The 19,447-nt window shown below is 53.8% G+C and carries 20 protein-coding genes and 1 pseudogene; 20 read left to right on the forward strand and 1 reads right to left on the reverse strand.

The features are described 5' to 3' along the window. Together E0L15_RS07085 and atpC are read left to right on the forward strand one after the other, a co-directional pair. Nucleotides 1–459: pseudogene (locus tag E0L15_RS07085) on the forward strand (F0F1 ATP synthase subunit beta); the annotation flags it as partial. Further along, nucleotides 459–863, forward strand: a complete 405-nt coding sequence (atpC, locus tag E0L15_RS07090; protein WP_087231619.1) for an ATP synthase F1 subunit epsilon — start codon at nt 459–461, stop codon at nt 861–863. The pseudogene E0L15_RS07085 and the gene atpC, both read left to right, overlap by 1 nt. Before the next feature lie 55 nt (nt 864–918). On the opposite strand, the gene E0L15_RS07095 is transcribed toward atpC, so the two are convergent. Next, complete coding sequence (locus E0L15_RS07095) at nt 919–1,419, reverse strand: sigma-70 family RNA polymerase sigma factor (RefSeq protein ID WP_168125051.1); 501 nt, start codon at nt 1,417–1,419, stop codon at nt 919–921. Nucleotides 1,420–1,585: 166 nt separating this feature from the next. Between E0L15_RS07095 and E0L15_RS07100 the strand changes: the two genes are divergently transcribed. The 18 genes from E0L15_RS07100 (at nt 1,586) to E0L15_RS07190 (ending at nt 19,443) form a co-directional block, all read left to right on the forward strand. Beyond that, complete coding sequence (locus E0L15_RS07100; RefSeq protein ID WP_168125052.1) at nt 1,586–2,407, forward strand: ParA family protein; 822 nt, start codon at nt 1,586–1,588, stop codon at nt 2,405–2,407. Beyond that, nucleotides 2,364–3,290, forward strand: a complete 927-nt coding sequence (locus E0L15_RS07105) for a ParB/RepB/Spo0J family partition protein (protein ID WP_168125053.1) — start codon at nt 2,364–2,366, stop codon at nt 3,288–3,290. The genes E0L15_RS07100 and E0L15_RS07105 overlap by 44 nt, the downstream gene beginning before the upstream one ends. An 11-nt stretch (nt 3,291–3,301) precedes the next feature. After that, nucleotides 3,302–3,934 carry a hypothetical protein gene (locus E0L15_RS07110; RefSeq protein ID WP_168125054.1) on the forward strand — a complete coding sequence of 211 codons (633 nt, stop codon included), beginning with the start codon at nt 3,302–3,304 and terminating at the stop codon, nt 3,932–3,934. Nucleotides 3,935–3,946: 12 nt separating this feature from the next. After that, on the forward strand, nt 3,947–4,279 hold the full coding sequence (locus E0L15_RS07115) for a helix-turn-helix transcriptional regulator (RefSeq protein ID WP_168125055.1): 333 nt from the start codon (nt 3,947–3,949) through the stop codon (nt 4,277–4,279). 27 nt (nt 4,280–4,306) lie between these two features. Beyond that, nucleotides 4,307–5,155 carry a DUF6017 domain-containing protein gene (locus E0L15_RS07120; protein WP_168125056.1) on the forward strand — a complete coding sequence of 283 codons (849 nt, stop codon included), beginning with the start codon at nt 4,307–4,309 and terminating at the stop codon, nt 5,153–5,155. Nucleotides 5,156–5,210: 55 nt separating this feature from the next. Further along, the gene (locus tag E0L15_RS12230; protein ID WP_206020586.1) at nt 5,211–6,098 is read left to right on the forward strand and encodes a hypothetical protein; all 888 of its coding nucleotides are present in this window, start codon (nt 5,211–5,213) and stop codon (nt 6,096–6,098) included. Between the two features lie 86 nt (nt 6,099–6,184). Further along, on the forward strand, nt 6,185–8,491 hold the full coding sequence (locus tag E0L15_RS07130) for a thioester domain-containing protein (protein ID WP_168125057.1): 2,307 nt from the start codon (nt 6,185–6,187) through the stop codon (nt 8,489–8,491). A 15-nt stretch (nt 8,492–8,506) separates the two neighbouring features. Continuing rightward, the gene (locus E0L15_RS07135; RefSeq protein WP_168125058.1) at nt 8,507–10,438 is read left to right on the forward strand and encodes a SpaH/EbpB family LPXTG-anchored major pilin; all 1,932 of its coding nucleotides are present in this window, start codon (nt 8,507–8,509) and stop codon (nt 10,436–10,438) included. Further along, nucleotides 10,422–11,291, forward strand: coding sequence for a class C sortase (locus tag E0L15_RS07140; RefSeq protein WP_204871530.1), 870 nt, complete (start codon nt 10,422–10,424; stop codon nt 11,289–11,291). Before E0L15_RS07135 ends, E0L15_RS07140 begins: the two co-directional genes overlap by 17 nt. After that, nucleotides 11,284–12,141, forward strand: coding sequence for a class C sortase (locus tag E0L15_RS07145; RefSeq protein ID WP_168125059.1), 858 nt, complete (start codon nt 11,284–11,286; stop codon nt 12,139–12,141). The genes E0L15_RS07140 and E0L15_RS07145 overlap by 8 nt, the downstream gene beginning before the upstream one ends. A 63-nt stretch (nt 12,142–12,204) precedes the next feature. After that, nucleotides 12,205–13,212, forward strand: a complete 1,008-nt coding sequence (locus tag E0L15_RS07150; protein ID WP_168125060.1) for a zincin-like metallopeptidase domain-containing protein — start codon at nt 12,205–12,207, stop codon at nt 13,210–13,212. Between the two features lie 607 nt (nt 13,213–13,819). Further along, nucleotides 13,820–14,140 (forward strand): hypothetical protein, encoded by a 321-nt coding sequence (locus E0L15_RS07160; protein ID WP_087253930.1) that lies wholly within the window; start codon nt 13,820–13,822, stop codon nt 14,138–14,140. A 17-nt stretch (nt 14,141–14,157) separates the two neighbouring features. Further along, nucleotides 14,158–15,567 (forward strand): relaxase/mobilization nuclease domain-containing protein, encoded by a 1,410-nt coding sequence (locus tag E0L15_RS07165; protein WP_243155425.1) that lies wholly within the window; start codon nt 14,158–14,160, stop codon nt 15,565–15,567. Beyond that, nucleotides 15,548–16,207: a PcfB family protein gene (locus E0L15_RS07170; RefSeq protein WP_243155430.1), complete on the forward strand. Its 660-nt coding sequence runs from the start codon at nt 15,548–15,550 to the stop codon at nt 16,205–16,207. The genes E0L15_RS07165 and E0L15_RS07170 overlap by 20 nt, the downstream gene beginning before the upstream one ends. A 3-nt stretch (nt 16,208–16,210) precedes the next feature. Next, the gene (locus E0L15_RS07175) at nt 16,211–16,396 is read left to right on the forward strand and encodes a hypothetical protein (RefSeq protein WP_168125064.1); all 186 of its coding nucleotides are present in this window, start codon (nt 16,211–16,213) and stop codon (nt 16,394–16,396) included. A gap of 37 nt (nt 16,397–16,433) precedes the next feature. Further along, complete coding sequence (locus E0L15_RS07180; protein ID WP_168125081.1) at nt 16,434–18,203, forward strand: VirD4-like conjugal transfer protein, CD1115 family; 1,770 nt, start codon at nt 16,434–16,436, stop codon at nt 18,201–18,203. Beyond that, nucleotides 18,190–18,549, forward strand: coding sequence for a TrbC/VirB2 family protein (locus E0L15_RS07185; RefSeq protein ID WP_168125065.1), 360 nt, complete (start codon nt 18,190–18,192; stop codon nt 18,547–18,549). The genes E0L15_RS07180 and E0L15_RS07185 overlap by 14 nt, the downstream gene beginning before the upstream one ends. A gap of 57 nt (nt 18,550–18,606) precedes the next feature. After that, nucleotides 18,607–19,443: a hypothetical protein gene (locus E0L15_RS07190; RefSeq protein WP_168125066.1), complete on the forward strand. Its 837-nt coding sequence runs from the start codon at nt 18,607–18,609 to the stop codon at nt 19,441–19,443. The last annotated feature ends 4 nt before the right edge of the window (nt 19,444–19,447 follow it).

Genomic DNA, 19,447 nt, shown 5'->3' on the forward strand with positions numbered 1-19,447 from the left:
CGTCGGCAGCGTCAAATGTGCCTAAGAGACAGGCCCCGTAAGATCGTGGAGCAGGGCATTTACCCCGCCGTGGATCCCCTGGAGTCCACCTCCCGCATTCTGGAGCCCGACGTGGTGGGCCAGCGGCACTACAAGATCGCCCGTGGCACCCAGGAGCTGCTGCAGCGCTATCGGGAATTACAGGACATCATCGCCATTCTGGGTATGGAAGAGCTCAGCGAGGACGACCGCCGCACCGTGGAGCGGGCCCGCCGCATTCAGCAGTTCTTCTCCCAGCCCTTCTCCGTGGCCGAGCAGTTCACCGGCCTGGAGGGCCGCTATGTGAAGCTGGAGGACACCCTCCGCTCCTTCGAGGTGATTCTGGGCGGCGAGCTGGACAAGTACCCCGAGGTTGCCTTCAGCAACGTGGGCAACGTGGACGAGGTCGTGGCCAAGGCCAAGAAGATGGGGGCGGTATAATGGCAGAAGCCAATACCTTCTACCTGGAGATCATCACCCCCGAGCGGCAGTTCTACATTGGACCCGCTCAGGCTCTGATCTTCCCTGCTGTGGACGGCCAGATGGGCGTCTATGCAGGCCACGCTCCCACGGTCACCGCCATTGAGCCCGGCGAGCTGCGCTACAAGGTGGACGACGTGTGGGAGCCCGCCGCCGTGGGTGCTGGCTTTGCCGAGATCAAGCCCGACTATGTGATCTTGCTGGTGGGCTTTGCTGAGCACCCCGAGGAGATCGACCGCAAGCGTGCCGAGGCCGCCAAGCTGCGTGCCGAGGAGCGTCTGCGCCAGAAGCAGAGCATCCAGGAGTATTACCACTCCAAGGCCGCTCTGGCCCGGGCCATGGCCCGCTTGAAGACCCGGCGATAACAGAATATAGATAAAAGCGCATGTCTCACCCCGAGACATGCGCTTTTTTGCGCGCTCAATGGCTTTCGTAGGCCTGACGCAGCTTTTCCAGGGCCTTTTTCTCAATGCGGGAGACGTAGGAGCGGCTGATGCCGCACAGGGTGGCGATTTCCCGCTGGGTGAGGGGAGCCTGTTGGTTGAGGCCGTAGCGCAGCTTGATGATGTGGGCCTCCCGGGGGGTGAGGCAGGTGTCCACGCACTCCCGCACCCGCTGGCAGGAGTCCCGCAGGTCCAGGTCTTCCAGCATGGTGTCGTCCACGCACACCACGTCCATCAGGGACAGGGAATTGCCCTCCGGGTCTCCGTCCAGGCTGTCGGAGAGGGATAGCTCTCCCTGGGTTTTCCGCTGGGAGCGGAAGTACATGAGAATTTCGTTTTCAATGCAGCGGCTGGCGTAGGTGGCCAGGCGCACATTTTTGTCCCCTTTGAAGGTGGACACCCCTTTGATGAGCCCGATGGTGCCAATAGAGATGAGATCGTCCTGATCTCCCGTCTGTGTGTAGTATTTTTTTAACATGTACTCCAAAGGACAAAGCACTTTTCTCAGGAAATATCCGTTCTGACTCGTATAATCGACATTTAGACATCATTTATAATGCCAATTTTATGGTGCCCGCATAATGCCTAGAGACTTTTAAAGTTTCTGGGCATTTTTTATGCTAAAAATGTAACGAGGTGATTTAATGAACACAGAAATCATTGCTGTCGTCAATCAGAAGGGCGGTGTGGGAAAGACAACGACCTGCGCCAACCTGGGGATTGGATTGGCGCAGGCCGGGAAAGAGGTGCTCCTGGTGGACTGCGATCCGCAGGGGAGCCTGTCTGTCAGCTTGGGATATCACCAGCCGGACAAGCTGTCCTTTACGTTGACCGACGCCATGAGCCGAATCCTCATGGACGAACCACTGGGAGGCAGAGAAGGGGTATTAACCCATCCGGAGGGCGTAGATTTGATGCCCGCCGATATCAGATTATCCGGCATGGAGGTGTCTCTTGTCAACGCCATGAGCCGAGAGACCATATTGCGGCAGTACCTGGATACCATGAGGGGGAAGTATTCCCACATTCTCATAGATTGCCAGCCCTCCCTGGGGATGCTTACCATCAACGCTCTGGCCGCAGCGGACCGCATCATCATTCCGGTTCAGCCCGAGTACTTACCGGCCAAGGGTCTAGAGGAACTGCTCAAGACAGTGAATAAGGTCAAGCGGCAGATCAACCCAAAGTTGGGCATAGACGGTATTTTGCTCACCATGGTGGACAGCCGTACGAATTTAGCAAAGGAAGTATCGTCTCTGATCCGTGAGACATACGGGAGCAAGATAAAGGTTTTTGACAGTGTGATTCCATATTCAGTCCGTGCAAAGGAAAGCAGTAAAAAGGGCAAAAGCATATTTGCCCATGAGCCGGAGGGAAAGGTAGCTGAAGGGTATCGTAATCTGACTAAGGAGGTGTCTCGGCTTGAAAGACAACGAGAAAAAATTCGTTCTGGCCTCGTTCGATGAAATCTTCTCTACCCAGGAGAGCCGGGATGACGCCAAGCGGGAAAAGGTGATGGAGATTCCACTCTCTGACCTTCACACCTTTAAGGGACATCCGTTCAAGGTACTGGATGACGAGAAAATGGTGGAGACGGTGGAGAGTATCAAGCAGTACGGCGTCTTGGTCCCGGCGATTGCCCGACCGGACCCAGATGGCGGCTATGAAATTGTGTCTGGACACCGACGGCACCGGGCCAGCCAGTTGGCTGGGATGGAGACTATGCCGGTTATCGTCCGTGACCTGGATGATGATGCAGCTATCATTATCATGGTGGACTCCAATCTCCAGCGAGAGACCTTGTTGCCCAGCGAGAGAGCATTTGCGTATAAGATGAAGCGAGATGCACTCAATCACCAAGGGGCAACTTCTCCCCAACTTGGGGAGAAGTTGTTGACCGTGGAGAAAATCGGCCTTGATGCTGGCGATAGTAAAAATCAAGTACTGAGATATATTCGGCTTACAAAGTTGATTCCTCAGCTGTTGGATATGGTGGACGTGAAAAAGATTGCCTTCAATCCAGCCTATGAGCTGTCTTTCCTTGCCGTAGAGGAGCAAGAGCAGCTTCTGGATGCCATGGAAAGTGAGCAGTCTACCCCATCGCTCTCCCAGGCTCAAAGGCTTAAGCAGCTCAGTCAGGAAGGCATATGTACCCCGGAAGCCATGTGCGCCATTCTGCGTGAGGAAAAGAAGCGTGATGTGGAAAAGGTTACTCTGGGTGCTGACACATTGCGGAAGTATTTCCCCAAAAATTACACGCCAGCCAGAATTGAGGCAACCATCATTTCGCTGCTGGAGCAATGGCAGCGGAAACAACGAGACAAACAACAGCGGGACCAGGGGAGATAGGAGGTACAAATATGTCATTTGAGGTTTCGGAAAGAACAGTGGGCATCCAGATGAGTGATGAGGATGCCGAAAAATTATCGGCGCTTGCAGCGAACCATGGGAAGACAGTAAGTGAACTATTGTCCGGGTTTGTGGGCGACTTGATTTGTGGGTCCCAGACCAATGGGTCGGACGAACGAGAATTCGCTGAGCTGTGGCTAAACCGCTGCTATGGATATTGGGACGATGATAGCCTACTTGCTCATCTTGCAGACTCCGATCCCGATGTGAATGCGGCGATAGATGAATTCCTTACCCAATACGACGACTGGAAGCTGAGCTTGGAACATCCAGAAGAATTTGCGGATGAAATCGCAGATTGTCCCGGCGAGAAGCTGTACTGTCAAATGGTAGTGGAGGATTATCTGAGAGGCTGGAGTCATGCTGATGATATTCCTGAAGAGGAAATCAAAAGGTGTCGGCAATGGCTCACAGAGGCCAATCAGTTGAATGGTACGCTTCCGCCCACCACTGATGTGGAACCGTATAAGCAGTATTTTCCCCAAACCTATTCGGTAAGCCGGATGCGGGCGACCATCATCCACCTCCTGGAACAGTGGCAGCGTAAGCAACAGCATAAGCAGCAACGAGGCCCAGAGAAATAGGAGTGATAGGTAATGAGGGATCAAAGAGGGACACGAAGTGCAGAGATAGGAGCAACCATCCGGCAAGTGCGCCAAAGCAAGAAGATGTCCCCGGTCCAAGTAGCCGAAGCCCTTGGAAAGACCGTACGAACTTTGCAAAAATATGAGTTGGGCGAAATTGATTTGACGGTCTCCAGCCTGGAGCAAATTGCAGCTGTGCTTGATGTAAGGCCATGGGAGCTGCTGGGCTACCAAGTAGGGGAAAACCTACCCAATACTTTTGAGATATGGACCACAGGATTTGCGGAAGGGTTCAAAGGTGGTGTAGCCTTTGCAGAAAATCGCAAGGATGGGAATTGCTCTTGACGTATCCTTGACAGAGGAGGAGAGGTTATGGCTGTTTTTCGCATTGAGCGTACCAAAGATTATACCGTGATGAGTAATTATCACCTGAAGGACAAGCGATTGTCCCTAAAGGCCAAGGGGCTGCTGTCTCAGATGCTATCCCTGCCTGACAACTGGGACTATACCTTGGCGGGTCTATGCCACATCAACCGAGAGAGCAAAGATGCCATTCGCACGGCGCTCCAGGAGCTGGAGAAGTATGGCTATCTGCACCGCCGACAAACGACGGATGCCAGCGGCAGATTTAGCTCCAACGAGTACATCATCCGTGAGACGCCCACAGACTTTCCAGTGGGGCCGTCGTCGGGGTGTCCGTTGTCGGAAAATCCGACAACGGAAAAGACGTTGACGGGAAATCCAACGCAATTAAATACTAATATATTAAATACTAATCTATCAAATACTTACTCTAATCCTTCTCTTCCTTCTTCTCCTCCACCTGGCGGTAGGATGGAAACGAAGGGAAGCGAAGGGATGAGCCAGATGGACATAGAGAATGCTCGTGCGTTGATCCAAGATCGCATCGGATATTCGGTGCTACCGGATTACGGCTTTTCCAAGGACCTGCTGGATGAAATCGTGGAGCTATTGGCCGAGGTGGTGGCCATCCCACGAGCTACGGTGCGAATCTCCGGCACAGACTATCCATACTGGATGGTTCGTGATCGCTTGCTGAGTTTGAATATGTCGCATATCGAGTATGTCCTGGATTGTTTGGGCCAGAACACCACGCAGATCCGCAACGCAAAACAGTATCTGCTGGCGGTGCTGTTTAATGCACCCACGACCATGGAGGCCCATCTGATGACCCAGGTACAGCACGACAGGCGGAGTTGACCATAATCTGGTCACTTGATATAATCTTGACAAAGAAAAACGAGAGGTGAGATGAATGAAAAAAACAGTATTGGTAGCCGCTCTTACGCTTGCCATGCTGCTTACGGCATGTAGCGCAGGGCATGTGGCAGACACCCCTGACCCCTCCTCCAGTGTTGGAGTTGTGGACGCAGACGGCAAGCCATCCTCCAACGTAAAAGAGTCCGAAAAACCGGACAAGGATGCAGATCCAACCAGCAGCGTATCCGGGAGTGGTGAGAGTAGTTCCTCCGGCAAGCCCTCCACGGGCAGCAGCGGCGGCAACTCCTCCAGCAAGCCCTCCACGGGCAGCAGCGGCGGCAGTTCCTCCAGCAAGCCCTCTACGGGCAGCAGCGGCGGCAGCTCCTCCAGAAAGCCCTCCACGGGCAGCAGCGGCAGCAGCTCCTCCAGTAAGCCCTCTACGGGTGGTAGCTCTTCTGGTGGTGGTAGTGGTTCTTCGGGCGGCAGCTCTTCCAAGCCGGTGGCAACTCCAAAGCCCACTACAAAGCCTACGCCGACTCCAAAGCCCACTCCGGCCCCCACGCCAAAACCTACTCCCAAGCCCACTCCGGCTCCTACTCCCAAGCCCACGCCCACCCCGCAAAAATCCATTTGGCAGTGGCCCATCAGTAAGTCGGATCGAGATGCCATCTATGCCGAGCTGGTGGCATACGGACAGAGTTTGGGACTGCGCCACTTGGCGGTGGATGATGGTGTTGTGAAAACACCAGACAATTCCTCCTGGACAGCACCTACGACAATCACTCAGTCCAGCAATCCGAACTTTGTTCAAATTGGATTGAAGAATGAAATTAAGTATTTGCCCCAAATGGTAGAGGACTACGGTGGAGGAAAAATTGATTACTTCATTGTCTACATCGAAGACCTTGGCGGTGGAAACTGCAAAATCTACATCATGTACTGACAACTAAATAGCTTTTACAAAGCTCTCTGTTTCACGACAGGGAGCTTTTTTATATATAAAAATCTTGAGAAAGGAATTGAGACGAGATGAAAATTATCAAACGAGTGCTGACCGCACTGCTGAGCGGATGTCTATGCCTGGTGGTTTTGCTGGGGGCAGCTGTTCCCAACAGCTCGGCTGCTGAAGATGACACATCTGCTGATATCGGTGGGTTTTCCGATGCGGCGGTCCTGGCAGACTTTTCTCCTGGGCAAACAGTGAATACCAAAGAGGGAGGCCCATACACCTCGGTAACCGGTCACAAATATGCCATGATGGAGTACAGCTTCATGCGGTATTACAGTGACGGTACCAAGAAGATCATCAACAACACCAAACCCGAAGGCCATACAGAGGTTAAATACTATGTGGGCAATACCCTGGCCTACTGTATCGAATCTGGACAACCGTTTAACGGAGGGAACTATGTGTCCAGTGATGCAGATAGGTCTAACTACATTGACCTCTTAAAAATGCATGTACCTGGAGCCGTTAACGGAATTAAATACACCATGTTATACGGCTACAATCCCTCTGTGTCGCTTCCTAGCACCTCTGAGATCGGTTGTAACTTCAACGCGGATGATTTTGCTTTTGCAACCCAAATTATCATTTGGGAGTATCAGAGTGGCATCCGCACAAGCCCAACTAAAATTCAAAATCTCAGCTATGGTGGGCGGACCATCTATGCGGACAACTACGTCAAGTGGATCAATGGCTATCCGGCCAAAAACTGTTACAACTGGATATTGAAACAGATTGAGAAGCATATTACCCGACCTAGTTTTTCTGGGTCTACATCCAGCTCGGCACCTGTGCAGACTATGAAATATAACCCGCAGACGGGGAAGTATTCCATCACACTTACGGACACCAATAAAACGGGGGCTGACTTGAAATTCCCGGCCACCAGCGGCATCAGCGTCAGCCGCAATGGCAATCAGTACACGTTTTCCACCAGTCAAACCATTACCAACCCGGTGACGCTGACGATGCAAAAGAATATCCCAAGAGATACGGGTACTTTTCTGATTTGGTCCAATGGCAAGGATCAGACGCTAGCCACGGGCATCGATGACCCTGTGAAATTTTTTGTGAAACTCAAAACCGAACCCATGGGTGAGGTAAAGGTGGTCAAACAGACTACAGATCACACCGGAAAGGTGGTCAAGCTGTCCGGCGCTGTCTTTGACCTTATGGTGAAGGACGGAAACAGCTGGACCAAGGCCACCACCCTGGTTGAGAGCAAAACGGGCGAATACACGCTGCCCACCAATGCCCAGGGCTATTACTCCTACACACTGCAAGTGGGGAAAACCTACAAGGTTGTGGAGACGGCAGCGCCCAGTGGCGTGGTCAACACAGGTTGGGAGTCAGAGGAGTTCACTTATGCATCTGGTGGCAAGTATTCTTACACCTGCAACAATGCAATTCCTACCGGTGGCATCAAACTGGAAAAGACGGACGAATTGGCTGGCTTCCCTCTGGAGGGGGCCGTCTTTGAAGTGACAGCCGCCCAGGACATTACCTATACCCTCAACGGAAGCACCTACACGCGATTCCACAAGGGGGATGTGGTGGGGCAGATGACCACGGACGCCAGTGGTATGGCCTCCATGAGCGGTCTCTACTACGGTATTTACGTCGTCACGGAAGTCCAGGCCCCGGATGGGTATCACATTCTGATCCCGGCCTTTACGGTGACGGTAGCGGCTCCCACAGACTATCAGTCCACCACCGTCTACCCCTCCGCTGCTATTGGCGTGTCCACCTATGACGGTGTGACCAGCACCCCGGATGGGGGCGCACAGCTCACCAATCGCCCGATGCTGGCCAACCTGACGATTCACAAATCTGGCCAGGGAGATAAGGACCTGTCCGGCGTGATGCTCCAGTTGGTGGACGCCCAAGGAAACGTGGTGACTTGGAGCCAGCAGGAAGATGGCAGCTATGCCGCTATGCTGGTGCAGGACGGCCAGTGGGTCCCGGCCCAGGGTGTGGACACGGTGATCACAGATGCCCAAGGCCGAGTGGAGCTGGTGAACATCCCTTACGGCACCTACACACTGCGGGAAATTCAAACAGAAGCTGGCTATCAGCTTTTGCCCAATCCCGTCACCATCACCTTGCCCTATGAGGTGGCTGGAGAGAAGGACTCCAGTGGCGGTGAGGTTTACTACAGCAATGGGACCAACTACTACTACCATCTCACCTATGACCTGCGTAACACCCTGGTGTATCGCCTGCCCGCCACCGGAGGCTATGCCGTCTGGCTGATTGGAGCTGGACTGGCATTGGCTGCCCTGTGTGTGACTGGGCTGGCTGTGCATAAAAAACATCAAATTAAACACTGAGGAGGACAATGAATCATGAAACAGAAGATGCATCGCTTTACCGCCATGGGGCTGGCCCTGTGTGCCGCCCTTGGCCTGTCTGGAACGGCCCTGGCCTATACCCCCCAGGATGCCACCATCGACTACGGACGCACTGCCAGTCTCACCGTCACCAAGTATGACCTCACCGCCGCCACTCAGGCAGGGGTAAGCACCGGTGGGCTGGTGTCCACCGGCAAGGAAAACCACGAGGCGGAGACCATGCTGCAGGACTACACCCTGGGCGGTGTGGAATTTACCTATCTGCGCCTGGGCGGTATTGACATGTACTCCGACCAGGATGCCACCAATGCCACCATCCAGGTTATCTACGGGGTGGACAATGAGGCGGTGCGGGACACCCTGGGCCTCACGGATGAGGACGTGGTAAAAACCGAGGATGGTATCCCCTGGTATACCTCTGACACCCTGATCGACGCCCTGGAGGAACAGCTCACCGCCAACCGCCGAGCCACCAAGGATGCTCTGGAGGCGGAGGCCAACCAGAGCGGCACTGCCATGGCCCTCACCGATGACATCACGGGCACCACTTCTGTGGACGGCCTGGACCTGGGCCTGTACCTGGTGGTAGAGACGGAGGTGCCGGAGAACGTCACTTCCACCGTCAATCCCTGGCTGGTCTCCCTGCCCATGACGGACACGGAGACCGGGGATGGATGGTTCTATGATGTCACGGTTTACCCCAAGAACGAGACCGGAAACCCCACCCTGGAGAAAGAAGTGTCCGATCTGGCCCACGGTGTCAGCTTCTCTGGTGACATTGACGCCCTGGGCTACCGGGATGTGGCCACTGGCAGCACCGGAGATGTGATGGGTTACCGCTACCTGTCTACGCTGCCCACCATTACCTCCAGTGCCACACAGCTCACTCAGTACCGCTTCGAGGACAAGCTCTCTCCCGGCCTGGAGTACAACCAGAACGACGTAATCGTTTGCTGGTATGAGAGCTACGAGGAGGCCCAGAAGGACTACACCATCGCTATGCCGGACACCCCCGCCACCCAGGGTGCCAACGCTGCGGAGATTTGGGAGTGCAATGAGTACGGCATCGGGACCTATTTCGACGTTACATACGGAACCCTGGACGATGGCTCCACCACCATGACCCTCCAGTTCAACGAGGCGGGCCTGGAGCGCATTAACACCCCCGTGGACAACAGCCAGCAGGTAGGTCGGTACTCCGACTGGACCTGTGTGGTGTACTATACCGCCAAAATCAACAGCACCGAGGACATGATCCTGGGCGACGAGGGCAACCCCAACACCGTCACCCTCACCTGGGAGCGTACCAGCAAGGGCTATATCGACACTCTCAGTGATGAGGCAACGGTGTACAGCTATGGCATTCACCTCACCAAGAAGTTCACCGCTGGCGGTACCAACTATGATGCCGTCCAATTCATCGCCCAGAACGTGACCAACGCCACTGGCACCTACTATGTGGTGGCAGAGGCCAATCCCAAGGCTGGCGTGTACTACGCCACCGGCACCACCACCAACGTTGACGAGGCCACCCGCATGACCCCGGATGAGACAGGCCACCTGTACCTGTGCGGCCTGGAGGAGGACACCTACCAGCTCACCGAGACCCAGACGGACCCCGACTACAATCTGCTGGAGGATGTCATCACCGTGGACATTGACACCAAGTACACCCCCGGTGTGCAGGTAGGTTCCCTCACCGCCACCGCCAAGGTAGACGGTTATGCCGCCACTATGGAGGCTATGGGAGACAGCGGCAATGCCCTGGTGCCCCTGACCGTCCTCAACACCCGTGGCTTTGATATGCCCGAGACGGGCGGTACTGGCACCATGGTGACCACGGTGCTGGGCATCGTACTGGCGGGTGGAATGCTCACCGTGAGCATTATCCTCTTGTTCAAGCGCAAGCATGAGATGCAAAAATAAAGCGCCCCTGCTATTGGGGCTGGGCTGCGTGCTGGCCATGGGAATGATTTTCTATCCCATGGCCAGCAACTGGCTTTCGGGGCAAACGCGCTCTCAGGTCATCACGGAGTATGAGGCAGCTGCGGAAGCGCTGGACAACCAGGACACCCAGGTGGCCCTGGAGCTGGCCCGAGACTACAACCGAGAGCTGCTGGAGCAGAGCTGCTCGGTGGCCGGATTCTCGGTCTCTGGTGCGCCAACCCCGGACGAGACCATACTAACTGCCCTGGACCCCACCGGAGGCGGGATGCTGGCCACCCTGGAGATTCCCGCTATCAACGTGATTCTGCCCGTGTACTACGGCACCCAATCCACTACCCTCACCGCTGGTGTGGGGGTGGTGGAGGGCAGCTCCCTTCCGGTGGGAGGGGAGGGAAGTCATGCGGTTTTGGCAGGCCACAGCGGCCTAGCCTCATCCCGGCTCCTCTCCGACCTGGATCAGCTCACACAAGGAGATGTGTTCTTCCTGCGTGTACTGGACGAAACTCTGGCCTATGAGGTGGATCAGATTTCCGTGGTGCTCCCCGATGACGTGAGCCAGATCGGGATTGACCCCAACGGGGACTATGTGACCTTGCTCACCTGTACCCCCTACGGGATAAACTCCCATCGCCTGCTGGTCCGTGGTGCTCGAACAGAGTTAGCGGAGGAGGATACAGCAGCTTCTGCTGGCGAGCAGAAAAGCCATGGGAGCAGCTGGTGGGGCGAGTACCGTACCGCTGTTTTCATCGGTGTTGGAATCTACCTTGCCATCCTGGTGGTGGCGGTCCCGGTGGGGATGTGGTGGATTAAGAGAGGTGGCAAAAATGGCTAAGAGGCTGGTGTTGCTGCTTGCACTGGTTGCAGACCTGGTTCTGTTGGTGATTCTGTGCCAGCCCATCGCTGCCCCCATCGTGTATGAGCAGACGGTGAAAGAGGAGATTGCCGTAGTGGAGCAGGAGCAAAAGAAGCTAGAAGCCCACCAAGACCTGAAGGATGCCATGGCGGAGTACAACCTCCAGCTGGCCCAGGATCAGTCTGGACTGGACAGTGTGGACAGCTATGAAGAGCCAGGTCTGAATCTGGAGGACTACGGCCTGGAAGCGGATGATGTGGTGGGATATGTAGAAATCCCTGCCATGGAGGTGGCCATCCCTCTTTATCTGGGGGCATCTAAGTCCAATATGGACAATGGTGCAGTTGTCCTGGGACAGACCAGTATGCCCATCGGTGGCAGCTCCACCAACTGCGTGATTGCTGCCCACCGGGGGTGGAACAACATGGCCCTGTTCCGAGACATTGAGGTACTTCAGGAGGGAGACCTGGTGTACCTGGTCAACCTCTGGGAGACGCTGACTTATCGGGTGACGAAGATCGCCGTCATCTGGCCCGATGAGGTGGAGGCCGTGACCATTCAGCCCGGGCAGGACATGGTGACGTTGCTCACCTGTCACCCCTATACAGCCAATACCTATCGATACCTGGTGTATTGCCAGAGGGTGGCTGAGCCGGAGCAACAGGGAATTGTTCCTGGTCAAACTCAGAACACAAGTGCACGGACAACTGAGACGAAAATCAAGGCAGAGCAAGAACAAGGCCTTCAAATTCTGTCCGTTGCCATGTGCGGTGGTGCCGGAATATGTTTGATGGTGAGTCTTTTGAGAAGGGGGCAGATAGCAAAATGAGAAAGACGATTGTTTTTATCGATGAAGATACATTGACAAAAGAGGAATGGGAGGAAATCCGCAGTGGCCAGACCGAAGAATAAGGATGAGTACCGTACCCGGCTGGCAGAAGCCTTTGCCAACGTTCTGGATGAGAAGGGGCTGGAGTGGAAAAAAGAGTGGGCTGGAGTGGGAGGCGGTGCGCCCCATAATGCAGTGACCAAGGCGTGTTACCAGGGGATCAACGCTTTCTGGTTGTCGCTAGTGGCCATGATGAAGGGCTACGATGATCCCAGATGGGTGACCATGGTGCAGATCATGGACAAGACCGGAAGGTATCATCCCAACCAGACATGGCACCTGAAGAAAGGGACCAAGGCTACCTATGTGGAGTATTGGTATCCCTACGATGTGAAGGAGCATAAAGCTCTCACTTGGGAGCAGTACCATGAAGCATTGGAGGAGGGACGTAAGGAGTCCGAGTTCCGGCTCTCAACCCGATACACGGCTGTGTTCAACGCCTGTGAGGTGGAGGGAATACCAGAGTTGCCTCGCCAGCCAGAACGCACAATTTCTGACGATCAACTGGTCCAGACTTTGAGCCTCTCTATGGGGGTGGAAATATTCACTGATGGAGGAGACCGGGCCTATTACTCTCCGTTGAAGGATCAGATCCACTTACCTACCCCGGAATCATTCTTCAGTGAATATGCTTTTCACGCTACCGCTCTCCACGAGTTGGCCCACGCCACGGGACATCCCTCCAGACTCAATCGAGCCCAGGGAGGGGGCTTCGGTAGCGCAGCCTATGCCTACGAGGAACTGGTGGCTGAGATGTGCTCCTGTTTCATGGGGGTAAACCTACAGGAGCAGGCAACCCCGCAGCATGTGGAAAACCACAGGGCTTACGTACAGGGATGGGTGAAGTCCATCAGGGACAAGCCGGAGACACTGGTGCGGGCCATTCGGGATGCCCAGGCGGCCACCAATTACATGGACTGGAAGGCGGGCATTATCACCGACAAAGAGTATCAGAAAACTGTAGCTTCTACCATGGAGGTGAGAGAGAAAACCCGAGAGCGGGAGAGATGATCTGGTTCAAACAGCCACTAGGGAGGAAGGAGTTCGTGGAAAATACGAGGTCCATATCGAAGCGTATTTGCTTCTTGCGGAGACACCGTGGGGTGTCCCTGACAGCGTTGGGACAGAAGATCGGGCTGCGTCATCCGTATACCAGAATGGCTCAATACGAGTCAGCAGAGCGAACGCCGAAGGAGCCAATGCTTGTTGCGATAGCGCAAGTGCTTGGGGTCAGTCCTGTTGCGCTGACCAGCTGCGTGGGAACCACTGCGGTTGATCTCATGGAGAGCATTCTCTGGATTGAAGAGTTTGAGGGGGTCGAAGTGGTGCGAGCCTGCATCCAGGAGTGGGTGAAAATGAGGGCCATGTACGACAGCGGATTGATGGATAAGAAGGCGTATCTCGAATGGAAATACCAATGGTCGGGACTGGGGCAGGGAGAAACCCCACGAGGGGACGGGAGACGAGGGACGAGGGACGGGGGCTCCGGCGACAATGATGGCATTGTCGCCGCAAGCAACGAATCGTGTCCCCACGATTCAAGTTTTTTGGGGGCGCACCCACAAAAATACTTTAGGGGCAATGCCCCTAAGACCCCTGATAGAAAGGAGGGCGTCACATGAAGCGGAGCCAAAAGCGCATTTGTGAAATCAAAATCAGATTTTTGGATGATGAGCTTGAGGAGCTGAACAGGAAAGTCCGAAAGACGGGGATGTCACGTGAGGCGTATTGCCGGGAAGTCCTAAACGGCTCGGAGGTAAAGGAAGGCCCTTCGGCGGATGTTCCTCTCCTGTTGCGTGAGGTGCGCCAGAACAATGTATTGTTAGACCAACTGGTGCAGGCAAGAGGAGAACTGGAGGGCGTGCGGCTAGCACAGCTACTGGATCAGATACAAGAGGTGGAGCAAATGATTGTAGAAGCATATTCGCTTAGGCACTAAAGATGGCAGTGACAGCTATGTGGGCCATCAAAGGGCGGCTAAGCCAGGTCATCGATTATGTGATGAACCCAGAAAAAACTACTGAAGAATTCCTTCCAGACTTGATTGCCCTTCATGCGGTCAACGGTGTCGTGGAGTACGCAGCAGATGAGGTGAAAACAGAGAAGCGCTCATATGTAAGTTGTCTTAACTGTACAGAGAGAAATGCTGCCCAACAATTTCTGAGTACAAAGCGGTTCTGGAGAAAGGTAGAAGACAAGCGCGTCTGCTATCACGGCTATCAGTCCTTTCAGGAGGGAGAGGTGACGGCAGAGCAGGCCCATGCGCTGGGGGTCGCTTTGGCAAAGGAATTGTGGGGGGATCGTTTTGAAGTGGTGGTAGCTACCCACTGTAACACCAATCATTATCACAACCACTTTGTGGTTAATTCGGTGTCCTTTGCAGACGGGAAAAAGTTCTACAACTCCAAGGCAGATTACAGGCGGATGCGAGAGGTGTCAGACCGCCTATGTCGGGAAGCTGGCTTGTCCGTGGTGGAGCGGCCTGGAGGGCGAAAGAAAAGCTACAGCGAGTGGAAGGCGGAACAAGATGGAGTGCCCACCCAGCGCAGCACCATCCGGGCAGACATTGACCGGGCCGTTGCATCCGCCACCACCGAGCAGGGTTTCATCCGAACCATGCAGGAGATGGGCTACCAATTCAAGACCCGCAGGGCAGACGGAGAACGTCTGAAGTACCCAGCTTTGAAGCCACCGGGAGCCAAGGGATTTTTTCGATTCCACCGTCTGGGAGATGGCTATGACCTGGACGAGATCATAGACCGGGTCTATGAAAATATGCGAAAACGAGTGCCTTTCCCAGAGGCGGAGCAAGAGGCTGCTTCTCGGCTCCGACAGGAAATGTGGAGCCACCCGACTATGAAGTGCAAGGGGCTGCGGGCACTGTACTTTCGTTACTGCTATGAACTTCACATCATTGTTAAACATCCGGCATCCGTTAAACGGGTGTCTTTTTTGTTGCGTGAGGATGTGAAGAAGATGGAGCGATATATTGCCCAGACCCGTCTGCTGGGCCGAGAGGGCATTGACACGGAGCAACAGCTGGAAGTCTACCAAAACGGCCTGGAGGGCAAGGTGGAGCAGCTGATCCAGCAGCGCCGGGCATTGCGCAATCGTCTGAAGGCGGCAACCAGGGCCGGAAACGGGGAGACCGTTGATGGGTTGAAATCCCAGATTGCTGAGTTGTCGGTTCAGATAAAAGCTGCACGGGATGAGATCGGACTGTGTAGCGAAATCAAAGAACGGTCTAAACAGGTGGAAAGAAACCTGATAGACATAAACAATCAGATTCAGGAAGGAGAGAAAACAAATGAATCCAGCCGGAGATGCAGCAGACCAGGTCGTGAAAATGTCATTCAATGGCCTTGAGTTTGGCTTGAGAATTACAGGTGCTGCTGCAAAGCAATTGGCAATTCTGATCTATGCCATTCTGAAGGAGCAGAAAAAGACAAGGGGAAAGGCCAGAATGAACACCATGCTGCGCAGTGGCAAGGAACTTCGGGTCTTTGCGGTAAAGCCGGAGGACCTGAAGACTTTCTGCCAGGAGGCCAAGCGATATGGTGTGCTGTATTGTGTCTTGAAGTCCAAGAACTCCAAGGACAGTGTGGTGGATGTCATGGTCCGAGCAGAGGATGCCTCCAAGATCAATCGAATTTTCGAAAAATTCGAGATGGCCACGGTGGACATGGGGACCATCGAGCAGGACCTGGAACGAGGATTGGAGAAGGCGGGAGAGGGAGAAATCCAGACCCATCAACAGGAAGAACGAGGGCAGAGCACAAACCCCACCAAAGGCCGGGAGGCAAAGTCCCGTCCGTCCGAGCCTACCTACGAAGCCAGACAAGCCGCAGGGGGTACCTCTAAACCCAATGCCAAGCCTTCTGTGAAGCAGGAGCTGCGGAACATTCGGGAGCAACAGGGAAAGAATGCGGCAAGAGGCCCCCAGCAGTCCAAGACTCCAACCAACCGGACACCGAAGCCCAAAGTACCCAAGGGAAAGGGGAGGTAAGATGTGGAGAAAGAGGTCGTTGTCACTTTGACAGATTATGAACAACGTATCTTGGTGCGAGGAATGAATGAGTATCGGAATCAGCTTCTGAAGAAGGAGAAACCCACGGAGGATGTGGCCCGTGTGATGCTGAAGGTGATACAGGCCAAGCCGAAAAAGAAAGGACTGCTGTCCCGTGAGACAAGATAAGTTTTCTAAGCCAAGGCTGATCCTCTATGTGTGTGGGATGATTCCGGTAGCCTGGTGTGGGTTGCTGCTGGCTCCTTACCTGGAAGGTGGACTGCCGGGGATCGTTGCCAATGCAGCAGCTGCATTTGAAAGCCCGTTTCGGGTGCAATGGTGCCAGAACAGTGTGAAGTCAGTCCTTATTTTTTGGCTGCTATATGGGTGCATTTTGGGTATCTACTTATCCACAAACCGCAATTACAGACGCAGAGAAGAACACGGTTCCGCTAGATGGGGATCGCCCAGTGCTGTGAATAAGAAATATGCCAGCAAGGTGAAAACCGAAAACAAGATTCTGACCCAGAACGTGGCCATTGGCCTGGACGGGCGGAAACATCAGCGAAACCTCAATATCCTCTGTTGTGGTGGCTCTGGTGCAGGTAAAACCAGATTCTTTGCCAAGGATAATATCATGAACTGCAATACCAGCTTCGTGGTATTGGACCCAAAGGGTGAGCTGCTGCGAGATACTGGAAATCTCTTGGAGTCGAATGGCTATGTGATTAAGGTCGTTGATCTTGTCAACATGGACCGGAGCCATTGTTACAATCCCTTTGTGTACCTGCGCAGTGATAATGACATCCAGCGTCTGGTAACAAATCTCTTCAAGAATACCACGCCCAAAGGAACACAGACCCAGGACCCGTTCTGGGACCAGGCAGCTACTATGCTGTTACTGGCTCTGGTGTTTTACCTCTATTATGAGGCACCACCAGAGGAGCAGAATTTCCCCATGGTCATGGAAATGATTCGAGCCGGAGAGGTGCGAGAGGATGACGATGAATACCAGTCTCCCCTCGATGAGCTGTTCGATCGGCTGGAACGGCGTAACCCGGAGCATATAGCCCTGAAGTATTATCGAAGCTACCACTCTGGTTCCGCCAAGACGTTGAAGTCCATTCAAATCACCCTGATTTCCCGACTGGAGAAGTTTAATTTAACTTCTTTGGCCAGCATCACGCAGCATGACGAAATGGAGCTGTGGAGCCTTGGAGAACGGAAGACGGCGGTGTTCGCTGTCATCCCGGATAACGACAGCTCCTTTAACTTCATCGTCGGTATGCTGTATACCCAGCTCTTTCAGCAGCTCTATTACCAGGCCGATGTGGTACACGTAGGACGGCTCCCCATCCACGTTCACTTTGTCATGGACGAGTTTGCCAACGTGGCCTTGCCGGATGAGTTTGATAAGCTGCTGGCCACGATGCGGAGCCGAGAGATCTCGGTGTCCATCATCATTCAGAACCTGGCGCAGCTGAAGGCTCTGTTTGAAAAGCAGTGGGAAAGCATCGTAGGCAACTGCGATGAATTTCTCTACCTGGGCGGCAATGAGCAGTCTACCCACAAGTATGTGTCCGAGCTGCTGGGGAAGGAAACCATTGACATGAATACCTATGGGCAGTCCAAGGGGCGGAATGGAAGCTACTCCACCAACTGGCAGCTGTCAGGCCGAGAGCTGATGACTCCCGATGAAGTGCGTATGATGGATAACCGCTACGCACTTTTATTTATCCGGGGAGAGCGGCCCATTATGGACCTTAAATATGACATCATGAAGCATCCAAACCTGGCACTTACCACCGATGGCGGTGCCCCGGCCTATGTGCATGGAGAGGATACCCGCAGCTTTGCCAGTATCATCATTGATGAACAACTGTTAGAACAGGCCGTATCCTATGATGGTGCGGCCTCCAATTACGAGCTTCTCTCAGAGGAGGAGCTGGAAGAATATCTGAAATATATGGAGGAACAACAATATGAAAATCAATAAGAAGCATGAGAACAACATCCAGCGCAAATTGACCGCCCCGAATAAGGAAAAGAATTGGTTTTGTCGCTATGCCATGACTGTGTTGGCCATGGCGATTCTGGTGGGCCTGACCGCTCCGGCGCACGCAGAAGGAAGTGACCCTGTTACTGTGGTCAATAACCTGTCTGATCTCATTTTCGCCCTCATCAAAGCTGTGGGTGGCATTATCGTTGGCTGGGGTATTGTCCAGGTTGGCTTGTCCGTTCAGTCGCATGATCCCTCTCAGCGGTCCAACGGGATTCTCGCGGCCCTGGGTGGACTTATCATCTTTTTCGCCAAGGAAATCCTCACACTCATCTCTGGCTGATAAAAATACGTGGGGGCGGGAGACTTGCCCGCCCCTCACTTGAAAGGAGGCTTTTGAATGTCGGACAACTGGGTGGTTCAGAACCTTCAGGATATATTGAATCGCTGGAATTCCACCCTGAGTGATATTTGGACACTGATAACGATGTCGCCAGAAAACTTCCAGGGAGGAGCGATTTGGCACATCGTACTCAATATCCATGGTGCATTACAAGCAATAGGCTATTCGCTGCTTGTGCTGTTTTTCTTGGTTGGTGTGGTAAAAACCTGTGGCACATTCGTAGAGATGAAAAGACCGGAACAGGTATTTAGAATTTTTATCCGCTTTGCAATTGCCAAAGGGGTTATAACCTATGGGATGGAGCTGATGTTGGCACTGCTCAGTATCGTGCAGGGTGTCATCTCAACCATTATGAATTCCGCAGGCTTTGGTACACCACAAGATACCGTGCTTCCCCAGGAAATCATTGATGCCGTGGAGGATTGCGGGTTTGTAGAATCCATACCTCTCTGGGCCATTACGATGATTGGTGGACTGCTGGTGACGGTGCTGTGCTTCATCATGATATTTAGCGTATATGGCCGCTTTTTTCGCCTGTATATGTACACAGCCATTGCTCCCATTCCACTGTCCAGCTTTGCGGGATCGCCCACCCAGAGCGTGGGAATCAGCTTTTTGAAGAGCTATGCTGCGGTCTGTTTGGAAGGAGCGATCATTGTCCTGGCTTGTGTAATTTTTTCCGTGTTTGCCTCATCGCCACCCACCGTCAATCCGGATGCCGCAGCCGCCACGATGGTTTGGAACTACATCGCAGAGTTGGCATTTAATATGCTGATCCTGGTAGGGACGGTAAAAATGGCTGATCGTGTTGTCAAGGAAATGATGGGCCTGTAAAGGA

It is taken from the genome of Pseudoflavonifractor sp. SW1122 (genome assembly GCF_012027765.1).
In the GTDB taxonomy this organism is placed as follows: Bacteria; Bacillota; Clostridia; order Oscillospirales; family Oscillospiraceae; genus Enterenecus; species Enterenecus faecium.

Excerpts from the sequence above, each read along its gene's own strand:
- atpC (WP_087231619.1), top strand. The coding sequence starts at position 459 with ATGGCAGAAGCCAATACCTTCTACCTGGAGATCATCACCCCCGAGCGG.
- E0L15_RS07095 (WP_168125051.1), bottom strand. The coding sequence starts at position 1,419 with ATGTTAAAAAAATACTACACACAGACGGGAGATCAGGACGATCTCATC.
- E0L15_RS07100 (WP_168125052.1), top strand. The coding sequence starts at position 1,586 with ATGAACACAGAAATCATTGCTGTCGTCAATCAGAAGGGCGGTGTGGGA.
- E0L15_RS07110 (WP_168125054.1), top strand. The coding sequence starts at position 3,302 with ATGTCATTTGAGGTTTCGGAAAGAACAGTGGGCATCCAGATGAGTGAT.
- E0L15_RS07115 (WP_168125055.1), top strand. The coding sequence starts at position 3,947 with ATGAGGGATCAAAGAGGGACACGAAGTGCAGAGATAGGAGCAACCATC.
- E0L15_RS07120 (WP_168125056.1), top strand. The coding sequence starts at position 4,307 with ATGGCTGTTTTTCGCATTGAGCGTACCAAAGATTATACCGTGATGAGT.
- E0L15_RS12230 (WP_206020586.1), top strand. The coding sequence starts at position 5,211 with ATGAAAAAAACAGTATTGGTAGCCGCTCTTACGCTTGCCATGCTGCTT.
- E0L15_RS07130 (WP_168125057.1), top strand. The coding sequence starts at position 6,185 with ATGAAAATTATCAAACGAGTGCTGACCGCACTGCTGAGCGGATGTCTA.
- E0L15_RS07135 (WP_168125058.1), top strand. The coding sequence starts at position 8,507 with ATGAAACAGAAGATGCATCGCTTTACCGCCATGGGGCTGGCCCTGTGT.
- E0L15_RS07140 (WP_204871530.1), top strand. The coding sequence starts at position 10,422 with ATGAGATGCAAAAATAAAGCGCCCCTGCTATTGGGGCTGGGCTGCGTG.
- E0L15_RS07145 (WP_168125059.1), top strand. The coding sequence starts at position 11,284 with ATGGCTAAGAGGCTGGTGTTGCTGCTTGCACTGGTTGCAGACCTGGTT.
- E0L15_RS07160 (WP_087253930.1), top strand. The coding sequence starts at position 13,820 with ATGAAGCGGAGCCAAAAGCGCATTTGTGAAATCAAAATCAGATTTTTG.
- E0L15_RS07165 (WP_243155425.1), top strand. The coding sequence starts at position 14,158 with ATGTGGGCCATCAAAGGGCGGCTAAGCCAGGTCATCGATTATGTGATG.
- E0L15_RS07170 (WP_243155430.1), top strand. The coding sequence starts at position 15,548 with ATGTCATTCAATGGCCTTGAGTTTGGCTTGAGAATTACAGGTGCTGCT.
- E0L15_RS07180 (WP_168125081.1), top strand. The coding sequence starts at position 16,434 with ATGATTCCGGTAGCCTGGTGTGGGTTGCTGCTGGCTCCTTACCTGGAA.
- E0L15_RS07185 (WP_168125065.1), top strand. The coding sequence starts at position 18,190 with ATGAAAATCAATAAGAAGCATGAGAACAACATCCAGCGCAAATTGACC.
- E0L15_RS07190 (WP_168125066.1), top strand. The coding sequence starts at position 18,607 with ATGTCGGACAACTGGGTGGTTCAGAACCTTCAGGATATATTGAATCGC.